This is a genomic window from Corynebacterium sp. HMSC078A10, from assembly GCF_001811565.1.
Lineage (GTDB): Bacteria > Actinomycetota > Actinomycetes > Mycobacteriales > Mycobacteriaceae > Corynebacterium > Corynebacterium hesseae.
On the sequence record NZ_KV805197.1, the window covers coordinates 1 to 14047 of the forward strand.

Below are 14047 nucleotides of genomic sequence, written 5' to 3' on the forward strand. Positions count from 1 at the left end.
CGACACTGCTACCAAATAGCCGGTCGCAACACATATCCCATGGCCATGAGCAAGTCCAGCACTGCCTGTTCAAAGAACGCCGGCTCATTGTCGTGCAACCGAGTCAGCAGCTCACCAGCCACGAATTCGTTGTTACGAGATACACCAGTTTCCACCTGCTCTACCGGATCGAGCTCGCTCTCAGCCTCTGGAAGTACGCTTTGCTTATCAGCGCTTACCTCGTCCCCAGCCTTACACCCAGGATTCCGGCCCCGCCACGTTAGCGCCGCTTCCGTGCCCGCAATCTCTCCCAACAGCTGCTTTTCCGTTAAGCCGGATGGATCGCGCGCTAAAAGGTCACGGCCAAAGTCTGTAATTTGAAAGCGCGCCCGCGCCGGTGAAGTAATGGCGTTCGCCTTCTTGAGGAATGTCAACGCCCATCCAATACGGTTTTCATAGAGCGGCTGCCCCGATGCAATGGTCTCAAGGCGTTCCTCATCCGTGATGCCAACGCGCACCGCAGCCTCCTCGATGAGCACGCTGCGCTTAAAACCTCTCCATTTGACGCCAATACGTGAAGCACCGGAACCATGTATCCATGCCACTTCAAAATTGCCATTAGAGTTCTCCTTGGAAAGCGCGGGTGGATAGGGATTCAAACAATTCATTGAACAAATCCCGGCGCTTTCGTAAGTTCCGTATGACATTCTCTATCGAACGCAAATTTTTACTGATTTTTGCACGTAACTCTGCCGGCGGATAAGGGATTTCAAAGCCCCTCACCAATGAGAGGTTCAAATTAGGCTGAGTCCCACCTCGGCCCAAGCCTCTGAGTTCTTCGTAACTATTCAAGAGACACTGATAGACAAAATAATCATCATTAGGATCCCTCGGTGCGACTACCGCGCACGCTTGATTGGTAGCTGCCTCTATCCCCAAATAGCCAACCCGACCTCGGGTCGCACCCTGCCCGTACATCGCCACTACGCTCGACCCTGCTCGATTAAGTTTGCAAGTCGAGCTTTCCAAGGCGTCTACACTGATTTTCTCTTCTGTTCCGAGAATTATGGTTCCTTTCACTTCGGTCGTCTTCACCCATGGAATATCGCCTTGGTAGAACGCCGCATTTTTCCTGCTCGGGGTAGCACCTGTTCCGACCACAGCTATTTCATCCAATCGACGGTTGTCCGAGAGCTTGGAGAATTCACTAAGCAGGTAAGTAGGCAAACGCAATAGCAGTTGAATCTGATACTGTTCCGCATCAAGTGAATGACGAACAGTGTCCAAAATCGCCGCGATGCGGCGCTGCTCGTCGAGGGGAGGGAGGGGAATCTCAAATCGTAGGAACGCTTCTTCCTTGACTCGCTGTCGGTTAGTTGCGCCAAAACTAAGCGCCTTCGCTTTTGCAGCCAAAATGCCACTAGTAGCAAAGTAGTGAAGATACTTTGGCATGCACCTCGACTCATCGATTTCGAAAATCGGGAAATCTTTAGAAACGACTGCTCCATCAAGAGATTTAGGAATAAGCGCGAAGGCACCGTTACGGGCGTCGATACGCGAGTAAATGAACTGTCCTTCTTTCACTCGATAGCCAGTGAAAACAGCCGGTGTCTTACCTGCTCCAATATTTCGCAGCACGGCACCCTCGCCATGCATTTTGACTGTTACAAAGGACTCCGTCTCTGGGGATGCAATCTTTTCCGGGACTCCAGCAGCCCGGAGCACATCCCCCAACCGCACCATCGGCCAGTCGTGCTTTGCCGTGTCTGCCATGTTATTTCCCCTCGCTGAGCATGGCCTTCAGGTTGGCAAGGCCATGGGTGATGTCGCGGTCGAGTTCTTCGATTTCGGCGATGATGTCCATGGGGTCGCGGGTTTCTTGTGCTTCGAGGACGATCTCCTTGTAGCGGTTCATGGAGAGGTCGTAGTCGGCTTGGGCGATCTCCTCCTTGGGCACGGTGAAGGAGTAGTCGGTGCGGGCGCGCTCGCGCTCGTCGGTGGTGCGGGAGTGCCAGCGGGCAACCACGTCCGGAAGGTTGTTGAGCTTCAGCTGCTCGTCGGTGAGGGTGACGGGCGTGGGGTCGTCGGCACGCGCAGGATCGCTTAAGTCCTGGATGTGGGAGGTAGGGGAGGGGCCGAGCAAGGGGCGCTCGAGAAGCGGAGTGCGTTTGTCATCCAGGGAGTAGCCATCCGCGGTGACGTCATAGAACCACACCTCGTCGGTACCACCGGAATCGGTGCGGGTAAAGCACAGCACGGCGGTGGACACGCCCGAGTAAGGCTTGAACACGCCGGAGGGAAGTTTGATGACAGCGTCCAGGCGCTGATCCTCAACCAAAATTTTACGAAGGGCCTTATGCGCCTTGGTGGAGCCGAAGAGAACGCCTTCAGGGACAATCACCGCAGCGCGGCCGCCCGGCTTGAGCAGCTGCAGGAAGCGGTGGACAAAGAGGAGCTCAGTTTTCTTGGCCGTGGTCACGGACTTGAGCTTGGGATCGATGGAGTCCTTATCCAGGCTGCCCGCGAAAGGCGGGTTGGCCAGGACAAGGTCGAAATCCCCAAACTTTGTGGGTAGCTTCTGCAAGGAATCGTGGTGCGAGATGTTGGGCTCTTCAAAACCGTGCATAAACATGTTCATCGCAGCAATGCGGACCATGGTTTTGTCAAAGTCAAAACCCGTCAGGCCCTTCTTGATGAACTTAGAGCGCGTGTCCTTGTTGTAGAGGTCTTCGCGGTGATGCTGAGCAACCCAATCGTTGGCGGCCACCAGGAAGCCCGCGGTGCCACAAGCCGGGTCGATGATCCGCTGCGTTGGCGTCGGCTCCATGAGTGCGACGAGGAGCTCAATGATGTGGCTGGGTGTACGGAACTGACCATTCGTGCCCGAGGTGGACAGCTTGTCCAGCATGTACTCATACAAGTCGCCCTTCATGTCTTTGTTCGGAAAGCGCAACTGGTCAATGAGCTCCATGACTCGCGAGAGCGTGGCCTCAGATTCAATCTCGAAGGAGGCGTTAGCCATGTGCTCCTGGAAGTCGGTGCCGCCCATCTCCTTGAGGAAGGGGAAGACCTTGGTGATGATGGTGGCCTTGCGGCGGGCGATGTCACGGTCTTCGATGAGGTTGCGCCACCGCAGATCCTGCTGGCTCGCATCAAAGATGTCTTCCGTCGCGGTGGGATCCCCCAACGCCCGGCGCTTATCAATCTGGACCTGACGCTCGTCCAAATCCTTGATGAAGAGCAGGTAGGTGAACTGCTCGATGACGGAAACGGGGTTAGAAATGCCGCCGGACCAGAAGGTGTCCCAGATGCGGTCGACGTTGTTCTTAAGGGCGCCGGTAATCATGTAACTCAGGGTAGCTGTCATGCGGAGCCATGCCGGCTATTAGCTCGCGGTAGGGGACTGCCTCCGAGTCTGCCCCACGCAGGTTTTAATACTAAACCTTCTTCACCACAGCAGGCTTGAGCTTCATCGCGCCAAAACCATCAATCCGGCAATCGATGTTGTGGTCTTCCTGGCCGGTGCCGGCATCGACGTTGAGGCGGATGCCGCGCACCTTGGTGCCGGCCTTGAGCGGCTGCTGAGCGCCCTTGACCTTAAGGGTCTTGGTAACGGTGACCGTGTCGCCGTCGGCAAGCACATTGCCCACGGAGTCGACGATGGTCGGTTCGCTTCCTTCCGCGGACGAGGCATCGGCAGCATCGGCGGAGAACTCATGCGCGCACTCAGGGCAGACGATGAGCGGCGGCATTTCGTAGGTGTACTCAGAGGAGCATTCGGGGCAGGGCGGCAGAGTTGCGGCCGAAGTATCAGACATAGGGGAGAGTTTAGCCTGCGTAGCGCGAAAAGATGATCCTTCTCTCATTCCATTGATGGATACCCCGGTGGGGTATAGGATTGGGTCAACACAATCGGACCTATTCGGAAGACTTATGAAACGCCTCATTTCTCTTGCGGCTGTGTGCGCCGCAGCCATCACCCTGTCCTCTTGCTCTACTGACAGCCCCGTACCGAGTGAAGCCTCGAAGGGCGACGCTGCCGCCACTGACATCCAACAGGTGCCTGCCGAGGAGATCCTCGCCGAGTTCGACCTCGAAGGGTTGGATGGCCAGGAAATCGTGGACAAGCTGGATCACCAGTCCAAGGACGAGCGCAATAGCGATCTCCTCGCATCCGTGCGCCCGAACGAGCTCATCCTCGCTACTGAACAGGGCCAGGCCTCCCTGCCCTTGCCGGAGGACAAGTTCTACGTCTCCATCGCGCCGTACATGACCCAGACCCATGACTGCTTCAACCATTCCCTGACCACCTGTACCGGTGAGCTCAGCAAGGAGGACATTCACGTCACCATCACGGATGACGAGGGAAACGAGCTGGTCAACGAGGACACGACGACGTTCGACAACGGCTTCATTGGGTACTGGCTGCCCGCCGACAAAAAGGGCACCATCACCGTCGAGAAGGACGGCAAGACCGGTGAGGTCCCCTTGGACACCTCCGAGGAGGGCGCAACCTGCATCACCACCCTGCAGATGACCTAATCCGCTCATTGACCCACCACGGTGAATCCCACGTCCTGGGGTTCACCGTTTGTCGTTTTATGGTGTCCACGCAGTGCTTGCCGACGTCAACAGTGTTCTGGGCAAGTCCCCATACGGCCACTCCCTGAAGAAATCTCCGAGCAGGCAATTGACCACAACAAGTCCGCTGGTGTCGTCAACTCTGTTCCTTTTAGCCACGCCACCCCGTCGGCGCCGGCTTCTTGGGCGCAGGCGTTGTGGCTGCCCTGCTCGGCGCCATCGCCGCATTCCTGCAGTCTGTCGGCGTGGTCAAGGCTGACTTCTCCGCTCTGCAGAAGATGTTCCGCTAAGCACTACAGCACTATGCACTAAAGGATGCGCTGAGCATTCAGCCCCCACGTAGGCCCTCCGCTTCGGAAGCGGAGGGCCTACTGCGCTTACTGGGAGGACTCCTCTAGGCAGTCATACAGGAAGTCCATCAAGGTCGTAGCGTCATCGGATCGGAACAGTTCATCGAGGGCAAGGTTGAATTCCAGCCTTCTCGCATTAGGGATATTAAGTGCTGCGTAGCCATTGCTCATCAAGAGGCCTGACGCCACAAGCCGTGCGGTTCGCTTGTTTCCATCGAAGTAAAACTGGCTACGCGTGGCAGAGCAGAAATAGGCCAACGCTTGCTCGACTGGGTTTTCAAGCCCTTGGAGGGACACCGGCAAATCGGCATGGGCTTCACCCAATTCATCAGCAGGGTCGAAAGGGATGAACCCGCCATCCATGAGCCGCACTCCACCGCCATCTCCTTCCACATGGCCTTCACCACGGAAAAGACCAGCGTCCAGGGCCTCGTTCCTTGCTAGCACGGCATGGAGTGCGTTACTGGTGGCTTTATCCACCGCACATTCCTCTTTGAGGACCAGCTCATGGAGCAGGTTGAAAGCTTCTGACAAGTCCAAGATCTGTTGCTGTTCAGCAAGCGCCTTTCCGCCCACGGTGACGCCATCGAGCAACGTACGGACTTCTGGGAGGGTAAACGTGTTTCCTTCCAGCGCGGCGGCATTCCACACCAAGTCAGGAAGTTGCTTGGTTAATCGAAATAACGCACGGTCGGTCCCCAACTCCGAAACGTGCGGCCGCTCATGGTGTTCCCAGCTCACTCGGCTCGTTGCCCTTCTCATCACCTATGCCCCTCCGATGTAGTTTTCTGCGCACACATCAATGGCAAGCTGATGCGGTGATACGTAGTGTATTCCGGCTTCATTAGTTGCGCCGGTGAGCTCTTCACCAGCGACAGACACGAGGGTGATTCCTCCGGATACGGGCTCAGAACTGGCACGGATCCGAGTGGGCAATGAAGACACGATGTCTGCTGGATTTGTGCACCAGATCAATGTTGATTGAGGTTCTTCTTCACCTGCGATCTGCCCCGCGACTCGTTGCGCTGCAAAAGCACCCGACATCGCCCAAGTTTGCCCACTCGCATCAACCGCTGAAGCAATCGTTATGGGATTTGACGGTAAGAAGTGGAGAGCCCCGTGGCGACCATATGGGTTGGAGGCCCACGCGGCCCGTTCCATGAGAGCCTGGTAGCTGCCACCGACGGCCGCAGCGTCACCCCACTGCACAAAGCGGTCAATCCAGGCTTTAACGTCTGGTTCTTCGCTGCTGAGCTCCCCCAGGAGAACTCGGGCGGCTGTCGCGGCGGCGGCATCGCTCATGCGGTGCACCTGTACGGAAACCTCGTATCCGAGCACGCGCATTACCTTGTCCAACCCGGCCAAACTCGGTTGAGCTGCCCCACGCAACCACAGATTGAGCGTATTTCGTGACACTCCCGAGCGCCGCGAGATTTCACTAAGGCTCAGCGGGCTTTTCTTGAGGAGTTGTAGTGCGTCCATAGCCCCACTATAGCCATCTGTCCTATCTTTAGGACACCTGTCCTGCACATAGGACAACAAGGCCGTCTACCAGCAACATGGCAACCGCACCCCGCTGTGTCCTATGATGAGGCAAATGAGCGCGGAGATTTATTCACTTCCCACAACACCTGTGGTCACTACTGACATCGTCGAGCAGGGCCCCCGGATTTCACTGCGCCGGGGCAGCAACATCCTCATGCTGGAGCTGCCCGCTACCTACCCAGAGGCAGACCTGACGGATCCGCGGTGGGTGGTCAAGTCTCATTTCATCGACCGCCCGCACTCAGTGCGCGAATTCGCCACCGAAGAGCCGCTGGAAGTCGGCATCCCTGGGCCTTTTACCCGCATCGAAGTCACCCTGCGCGATGGCGACGAGGACCTCATCGAGACCGTCACCTTTACCGGCATCACCGATGAGGCGCCGTTTATCGTCTATGACCGCACCACGCTCATCGCGCCGCAGGGCACGCTGGAGGCCGCTGAGCCCCTCGGCATCTGGGCCGGCTGGGAAGCGGGCCCGCTGCCGGATCAGGTCAGGGTGCCGCAGAGGGAGCCGGTGGACGTCGCCAAGCACGGCGATTTCGAGTGGGACTTTGACGTCGCCATCCTGCCCAACGCCCGGGGCCTCGACAACGAGCCCGTGTTCACCAAGTCGCCGCGCGTGCACCTCATCGCGGAAGGGGAGTGGCGCATCGATCTCACCTACGCTCCCCTCGGCGGCGAGCAGGAGGAGATTTCAGAGCAGACCTTCGACGCGGGCATCGCCGAGCCCTTCCCGGGCGATCTCTACGAAGACCCGTGGGTGGGCCGGTACAAGGTGTCGCTGTGGCACGACGAGGAGCTTGTCGACGTCCGCTTCATCTCCCTCGCCGAGGGCCTCCACATGCGCGCCACCAACGACGGTCCGCGCGGCATGGACTTCCGCATCATCGACGCCCTCGGCGCGCACTCGCGCTTCAGCTACACGCTGGCCTCTCCGCCGAAGAAGCCCATCGCGCTGGAGAAGGGCCTTCGCACCCTCGAGGACACCGAGGTCTCGCGCCGCGAGGTGGTGGCCAGTGAGGCTGGCTATGAGCTGGAATTCGATGTCTGGCCCGAGGCCCTGTTCAGCCGCGTCAAGCGCATCGGCCTGGAACCCACCGAGCACTCCGATAAGCCGGTGATTTTCGCGGGCCAGCTTGATCAGGATGACATGTTCACCGTCCACTCGCCGCGCCCGCTCCCGCTGGCCAAGTTCGTCACCATCGATGGCAGGCAGAAGATCAAGGAGCTGGCCCGCACGTCGAAGACGACGCAAGCGGTCACCAGCCTCGCCGTGCCCAATGCCGCGCTGGCCAACGCCGTGCGCAAGCAGCCAACGGCGGAGCTTTTCCTCATGTGGTCCACGCTGTCCTATGAGGACTACCTGGACTCCCTTCCGGCGGAGGAGCGCGCGGCCCACCAGGCCCGCAGCTTGGAGCGGCGCATCGTGGAGTATGAAGCTTCCGCGTCCACCAGCCTGATTTACGCGGCGCTGGCAACCATCCGCAAGTCTCCCTTCGTCAGCCGCGGCCTCCTCGATGCCGATGCCAACATTGTCATCGAACAGAACGCTGAGCCACCGGCAGAAGTAGTAGGGTGGGCCTGGCCATTGGCTGAACCAACAGTTGCACCGACCCAGCTCACCGCAACCGAGGACGGCTTCGAACTGCCCGCAGACCTCGCTGAGCAGGGCTCATTGCTTGTCGACGTCCGCGAGCTCCGCGCCGACTCTAACCTCGCCGCCCCCGCTCGCCCCTCCAGCGCCTCCATCGTGATCACGCCGGAAGGCTCTCCCGCAGCTCTGGCCTCAAAGGACTGGACTCCGGAACAGCTGTGGGGCACCTTCCGCGCGCTTCACGTGCTCTCGCAGCGCAGCCCGAACCCGAAGCTGCAGGCGATGTTCGACAGCACGATTGATCGCCTGCGCGCCCAACCGGAGGACGCGCTCCACGCCCTGGCGCGCACTGGCGTTAGCGTGAACCAGCAGGCCCGCTCGCTCGCGCGCACGCGCTTGTTCCACTCGCCGCTGGAGCCCACCGCCGAGTCGAGCGCCGATAGCTGCCTGGATCTTCTGCTCGATCCTTCCGCCAGCGAGAACGCGGAGCTGAACGCCGTGCGCGAATCCGGCGCCGATGGCCTGACCCGCCCGATGCTGCTGAATGCAGCGACCATTCACAGCCCCACGCCGCCCGTCGATGATCTGATGGGGGAGGCCGGCCGCGTCGCCGCGCTGCGCGAGTGCTTTGCCAACAACGGCGCACTCGATGCGCTGGGCACCATCGAGCACCTGCGCAAGGACGCCACGGCACTGGCCTCGCTGGTGCAAAACGCGGGCGTTGACATGTCCGTCAGCCACACCCTTATCGCGCTGGGCGCCTTTGCCAGCGGAAACACGGCTGATGAGCTCAATGCCGCTGCGTGGATGCCCTACATCTCTTATGCCTTCGCACTGGCGTCTCGCGCCGCGGCGAACGACATCATCATGGAAAGCCCCCTGCTCAAGGAGGACATGCCTATGCTTGCCGACGTCCTCCCCCTCGCCCCCCGCCTCTTCTTCTACGACCTCGTGACCGCCGAAGCTCTCTTCCGCGATCGCGACATGTAAGCGCGTGAGGTGTGCCACAATGAGTGAGCATGAAAGTTATCTCCACGAACGTCGCTGTCCGCCGCCCCGAGCCGCACGGGCGGCACGAGTACACGGGCATCGATAAGCAGCCGCGCCCCTTCCTGGACTTGGAGGTCCCCGGGCCCGCCTACGGTGACGGCTCCGGCGTGGTGGGGGATTCCATCGGTGACCACGCCCACCACGGCGGCGCCGAGAAGGCCGTCTACGCCTATGCCCGCGAGGAGCTTGACTACTGGGAGGGCACGCTCAACCGCGTTCTGCGTGACGGCTACTTTGGGGAGAACCTCACTACCGAGGGGATTTCCTGGCCGAATATGCTCATCAACCAGCGCATTCAGGTGGGGGAGTGCGTGCTCGAAGTCTCTATCCCGCGCCAGCCTTGCGCCACCTTCTCCGGCTGGATGGACGAGCCCGGCTGGCTCAAGTCCTTCACAGAGCGCGGCGATTGCGGCTCTTACCTGCGCATCATCGAGCCGGGCCGCATCAATCCCGGCGATGAGATCACCCTCATCAGCCGCCCCGACCATGGCATCACCATGGGCATGGCCTTCGCCGCCAAGATGGGGGACAAGGACCTAGCCCGGCGCGTCGTCGACGCCGGCTGCCTCGCCCCAGTCCACCACGATCAGCTGGTCAAGAGCCTTGAGCCCCGCGGTTAGCTAGCCATTCATAGGTTGTCGCTTGTGAACCGCGCGTGCCATCCATACGCACGAATCGTGCCTTCACCAGTGACTTCAGCGCATATCGGACCTGCGCTCGAGTAAGGTTTGTGGCTGTTTCTATTTCGCCGATAGACAGCGGTTGTGCCGCCGTACGCAGCGCCTCCGCTACGCGCGGGGCGTTAACACCCAGGCGTTCCAAGGTCACTGGTGCATCCACTCGTCGTTCCGGGCCGGTGCCTGATTCCTCCTTGCGTAGTGGCTCCCAGATACGGGCCTCTCCACGAGTGTCCGGCCGCCACATCTTCACCGTAAATTGCACGCCAGAATCTATCAGGTCAGGCTCCGGTAGTCCTTGCTCTCGCGCGGCATCCAGCATGAGCTGCACGCCGCCGCCTTCGCCCTCAATAACAAAAGAGCCATCGTCTGCTTTGAGATATCGGCACAGTCTATAGAGCCGCTGGTTAATCTCCTGGCGCGCCAGATCTCTCGACTTGAGCTGTTCAACCGTCAGATCCCGTAGGCCTCCTGGACTGGAGATAACCATCTTGTCCGGCAGTAGGCGGACATCAATCGATTTACCCGCACCCAACGTATTTGGCCCAAGATCACGGTGCACCAATGCATTAGCCACGGCCTCTCGAATGGCCGGAAGGGGAAGTTCAGGAACTTCCACCATTGATCCGTCCTCTCGATATCGCCGTACGGCGGCTAAACGTTGCCTTACCCATCCCATTACCGAGTTCAACAGCACCGGAACGGGCCCCTCAAAGGTCTCCAACCCCAGCACTCGCCCGTGCTTCGAACCATTTGGTAGCCTTTGCGCCACCGTTACTGCTAAGGAGGGAAAATGCCCTTGGGGATAGAAACCCAGCGCATACAGGCCAGCAAGCGTCAGCTCTCCAGTCGCGGTCGTCACCGCTAGCGCCCGTAAGACGTCCTCATCTTGAGTAAGTCCCGATAGTCGCCGATTCTTTTTCCGCGCCTGAACCAAGAAATCTTGCACCACGTCGCTATCTAGGTCTGCAAGGCTCGTGCCTTCCACAATCGTCGTGTCATAGGACACTGCCTCTTCGGCATGCAGCTTTGCCACGTCCATCATGCGCAGCTCCGAGGCACTCATACGGTAGTCCCCATCAGCCATTCGAAGATACGCTTCTCCCCTGTAGATAGCAGGCTTATCAATAATCGGAAGACCCGTAACCTCCGCAATCACGACATGCGTGCCATCTATTGCCACACTGTCGGTATGCACTGTGACTGGAGGGGTGATGGCATGACGCGCCTGCGAGGCCAGAGCAGCCTCCATCTCCGAAGGATTCTCAATGCCAGTGACAATGAATCCTTCCTTCTCATTGACACCGAGAATGATAAGGCCGCCACTCGGCATGTTTGCGAACGCGCACAATGTCTGCGGTAGAGAGTCCGGAATGCCCCCTTGAGCGGTTTTGACCTCGACTGTTGTTGAATCACCGCCGCGCAACTCAAGCTCAGCCAATAGCTCTCTCAGCTGATTCTCGGACCAATTGTTCACGATGAATACCCGCCCTCAATGTTAACAATGACGGCTCAATGCTAACTTCATTCCTCTTCAATGACAAGAGTTCTCATTGATCTTCCCATTGAGGTGTCATTGACATTCTCATTGAGGCCAAATTATGGCCCTGAAACCCCGTATGTTTAAGCTTTATCTAGCGCATAAACCGCAATGAGTGGTTGGATAAGAGTTATCCAACCACTCATTTGCTGTCTGACGAATGGATAGCCTCTACAAGCCTCACTACGTTACCGAGAGCTGGATCCCCGAATCAGGCTCCGGCATTCCCCGGCGCGATAAGGCCGGAGGCCCTTTTTAGGTCTATGTCCCTGACCATCTTGTAAGTAAGGCATGGAGTTTTCCCCAGAGCTCACCAGCCGGGCAGCACGTATCGAGCGAGAGATCTTGGATCTCAACCGTCATGCTGCTTCTGGCCAGTTGGAATCTGTGGCCCGCTTACTCATGCGTTCTGAGGCGATTTCTTCCTCACGCATTGAAGGTATTGCGCCCAACGTCGACAAGGTTGTCCTCGCGGAACTCGCCCAAAAGGAGGAAGTCCGCGGCTTTAAGGAAAGCGCGGAAGAGGTTGCGCGTAACCTCACCGTTCTGTGTTCCATTGAGAAGAGCTTTGCCACCGAACCAACATCTCCATCGGCCTTCTTGAAAAGCTCCAAAGAGAGTTGATGGGGGAGAAGGGCTCTATCCCCACTGGTCTCCGCACTATTCAAAACTGGATTGGTGGAAGTAACCACACACTCTTTGGGGCCGAGTTCATCCCAGCGCCCCCACGTCTAGTCCATGACCTCGTAGACGACTTATGTCTTTACCTCGATGGCGCTTCGCGCGGTGCTCTCATCCAGGCCGCGATTGCTCACGCTCAATTCGAAACGATTCACCCATTTGCAGATGGCAACGGCCGTGTGGGCCGTGCTCTCATTCATGGGATTCTTCTGCGTCGCGGACTTACTGAATACACCATTCTGCCGGTATGCCTCGTCCTCGGTACGTGGTCCAAATCGAAAGCTACCTGCCTTTTCGCACCATCAAGCGTGGGAAAATCCTCACCATGAAGCGCACGTATAAGTGGGAGCATGTCGAGATTCCCCTCATCCGGAACTAGGCCGCAGTTCATTTTTTAAGAGCCGGTTTGATCGCTTCCGGAGTGCAATACGGCGATGGATACGAGGCCACGTGGGAACTGCGCGCCGCGGAGAACTGGGTGACTGAACGTGTGTCGGTGAACGTTGAAGGCGACGGATGGGGGCGAAGCCTCGAGCTGTTTAGGTCCGAGCAAGGCGTGTGGTCGGCGGAAACCAATGAAGAGGGCGCCCAGCTTGAAGATCTGCCCTCCCCCGGTATCGTCCAGTCAGCCGACCTGAAAGCCGCACTCGATTGCGCTCTCGGTCTGTGTCCTCTCACCAACACAATGCCTATTCGTCGCTTGACGCTGCTTGAGACTCAGGTTCCGAAAACGCAGCTGATCATGGCTTGGATTGATATACCGTCCCTCCAGGTGATCGCATCAGACCAGTACTACAGCTCCGTCGATTCTGAAACTGTCCGATATGAAAGCGGAACACGGGGAGTCGACGTCGAGTTGGAGGTCGACGGTGGCGGCGTGGTCGTACACTACCCTGATCTCGCACGGCGGGTCTGATCCGGAAGCAACTCTAACTAAGCTGGGCGGTATGAACGACCTGACCATCGCACCTGGCCCAGGGATCCCCAGGGGTCTGGTCATCGTCGCCGCCGACCTGACGGAGCGGTTCGCGAAGTCGTCGGGACCAGGTGGCCAAGGCGTCAATACTACGGACAGCAAAGTGCAGCTTTCCGTCGATATCGCTACGTGCTCATCGCTTTCCGACGCCCAGCGTCGCCGCGTCCTCCACAACCACGAGCACCGCCTAGACGGCACCGTCCTTACCGTTACCGCATCGACCCAGCGATTGCAGGTACGCAACCGCGCTGAGGCACGCGAACGCATGGCCGCCCTCTTGCGCGAGGCGCTCGCTCCGCCTCCTCCCCCGCGGCGCAGGACCAAGCCGACGCGGAGCTCGGTGCGACGCCGTCTCGAAGCGAAAAAGCGGCGCTCGGAACTCAAGTCCACGCGACGGCGGCCCCAAATTCCCTAGTTCGAACCATCCGCATGCATATCCTCACGCTGACGGACCTGGTTCGGGTAACCGCTACGCTGAGACAGCTTGGACTGGTTGAATCCGCTCGATTTCCGAGAGGATCTTGTCTTCCGCCACGTCCAAGTCATATTGAGCCTGTAACCCGAGCCAGGAACTGGGGGTTCATCTCGAAAAACTTCGCTAGACGAAGGGCCGTGTCAGCGGTTACAGCGCGCTTACCGTGAACAATTTCGTTGATCCGGCGGGGCGGAACGCCGATGGAGACGGCGAGCTTGTGCTGGGTGATCCCCATTCCTTTGAGGAAGTCCTCCATGAGGATTTCACCGGGGTGAACCGGAGGGAGCTTGTCAGTGGTAGTCAACGATCTCAACCTCCTCTGGCCCCGCCGATCACCTTTCAACGCCTCGAGCCGGTTTCCCGGGGGAATCCGCTCTCGATTCCACAGACGCTCAGTGTCCTTGTCAGCGAACGACTGGATCATGCTTCACCTTATCCCCCATAACGCGAAGCGTCAATAACGCTACGCGTTAAATTTGAACTCCACGGTATGTAGTTGCAAAGTTACTTTCTCGTCAGCCTGCAACAATCAGAAAACTATAATTACGTCAGCACACAGAGAACATATGGGCGCATGGAAACACGTAAAGGTTTTGCGG

Annotated in this window: 14 protein-coding genes and 1 pseudogene; 7 read left to right on the top strand and 8 right to left on the bottom strand. The window is 58.6% G+C overall.

What is annotated here, in order from left to right:
• Positions 1–8 precede the first annotated feature (8 nt).
• The 4 genes from HMPREF2808_RS04970 to HMPREF2808_RS04985 form a co-directional block, all read right to left on the bottom strand.
• The gene (locus HMPREF2808_RS04970) at positions 9–638 is read right to left on the bottom strand and encodes a winged helix-turn-helix domain-containing protein (protein WP_246818510.1); all 630 of its coding nucleotides are present in this window, start codon (positions 636–638) and stop codon (positions 9–11) included.
• Positions 598–1752, bottom strand: coding sequence for a restriction endonuclease subunit S (locus HMPREF2808_RS04975; protein WP_070624064.1), 1155 nt, complete (start codon positions 1750–1752; stop codon positions 598–600). Before HMPREF2808_RS04975 ends, HMPREF2808_RS04970 begins: the two co-directional genes overlap by 41 nt.
• Position 1753: 1 nt before the next feature.
• Positions 1754–3325, bottom strand: coding sequence for a type I restriction-modification system subunit M (locus HMPREF2808_RS04980; protein ID WP_070624066.1), 1572 nt, complete (start codon positions 3323–3325; stop codon positions 1754–1756).
• A gap of 91 nt (positions 3326–3416) precedes the next feature.
• Positions 3417–3797, bottom strand: coding sequence for a zinc ribbon domain-containing protein YjdM (locus HMPREF2808_RS04985; protein WP_070624068.1), 381 nt, complete (start codon positions 3795–3797; stop codon positions 3417–3419).
• A 115-nt stretch (positions 3798–3912) separates the two neighbouring features.
• On the opposite strand from HMPREF2808_RS04985, the gene HMPREF2808_RS04990 reads away from it, so the two are divergent.
• Positions 3913–4521, top strand: a complete 609-nt coding sequence (locus tag HMPREF2808_RS04990) for a CueP family metal-binding protein (protein WP_070624070.1) — start codon at positions 3913–3915, stop codon at positions 4519–4521.
• A gap of 416 nt (positions 4522–4937) precedes the next feature.
• Here HMPREF2808_RS04990 and HMPREF2808_RS04995 read toward each other — a convergent pair whose 3' ends face one another.
• A complete protein-coding gene (locus HMPREF2808_RS04995) occupies positions 4938–5651 on the bottom strand; it encodes a Fic family protein (protein ID WP_246818511.1) in 714 nt (237 codons plus the stop codon).
• 24 nt (positions 5652–5675) lie between these two features.
• Positions 5676–6392 (bottom strand): helix-turn-helix domain-containing protein, encoded by a 717-nt coding sequence (locus HMPREF2808_RS05000; protein WP_070533677.1) that lies wholly within the window; start codon positions 6390–6392, stop codon positions 5676–5678.
• Between the two features lie 115 nt (positions 6393–6507).
• Here HMPREF2808_RS05000 and HMPREF2808_RS05005 point away from each other — a divergent pair, with 115 nt between their 5' ends.
• Both HMPREF2808_RS05005 and HMPREF2808_RS05010 read left to right on the top strand, forming a co-directional pair.
• Positions 6508–9039 carry a hypothetical protein gene (locus tag HMPREF2808_RS05005; RefSeq protein WP_246818512.1) on the top strand — a complete coding sequence of 844 codons (2532 nt, stop codon included), beginning with the start codon at positions 6508–6510 and terminating at the stop codon, positions 9037–9039.
• A 29-nt stretch (positions 9040–9068) separates the two neighbouring features.
• A complete protein-coding gene (locus tag HMPREF2808_RS05010; RefSeq protein ID WP_070624075.1) occupies positions 9069–9719 on the top strand; it encodes an MOSC domain-containing protein in 651 nt (216 codons plus the stop codon).
• On the opposite strand, the gene HMPREF2808_RS05015 is transcribed toward HMPREF2808_RS05010, so the two are convergent.
• On the bottom strand, positions 9694–11253 hold the full coding sequence (locus tag HMPREF2808_RS05015; RefSeq protein WP_070624077.1) for an ATP-binding protein: 1560 nt from the start codon (positions 11251–11253) through the stop codon (positions 9694–9696). The genes HMPREF2808_RS05010 and HMPREF2808_RS05015 overlap by 26 nt on opposite strands.
• A 354-nt stretch (positions 11254–11607) precedes the next feature.
• Between HMPREF2808_RS05015 and HMPREF2808_RS13690 the strand changes: the two genes are divergently transcribed.
• From HMPREF2808_RS13690 to arfB, 4 genes are all read left to right on the top strand, one after another.
• Positions 11608–11940, top strand: coding sequence for a Fic/DOC family N-terminal domain-containing protein (locus HMPREF2808_RS13690; RefSeq protein ID WP_005530810.1), 333 nt, complete (start codon positions 11608–11610; stop codon positions 11938–11940).
• Positions 11940–12326, top strand: a complete 387-nt coding sequence (locus tag HMPREF2808_RS13695; RefSeq protein ID WP_083299186.1) for a Fic family protein — start codon at positions 11940–11942, stop codon at positions 12324–12326. Before HMPREF2808_RS13690 ends, HMPREF2808_RS13695 begins: the two co-directional genes overlap by 1 nt.
• Before the next feature lie 77 nt (positions 12327–12403).
• Entirely contained in the window at positions 12404–12913 is a 510-nt protein-coding gene (locus tag HMPREF2808_RS05025; protein WP_246818513.1) for a putative glycolipid-binding domain-containing protein, read from the top strand.
• A gap of 31 nt (positions 12914–12944) precedes the next feature.
• A complete protein-coding gene (gene arfB, locus HMPREF2808_RS05030) occupies positions 12945–13388 on the top strand; it encodes an alternative ribosome rescue aminoacyl-tRNA hydrolase ArfB (RefSeq protein WP_070624079.1) in 444 nt (147 codons plus the stop codon).
• Positions 13389–13442: 54 nt separating this feature from the next.
• Here arfB and HMPREF2808_RS05035 read toward each other — a convergent pair.
• Positions 13443–13704, bottom strand: a pseudogene (locus HMPREF2808_RS05035) (HigA family addiction module antitoxin).
• Positions 13705–14047 lie beyond the last annotated feature (343 nt).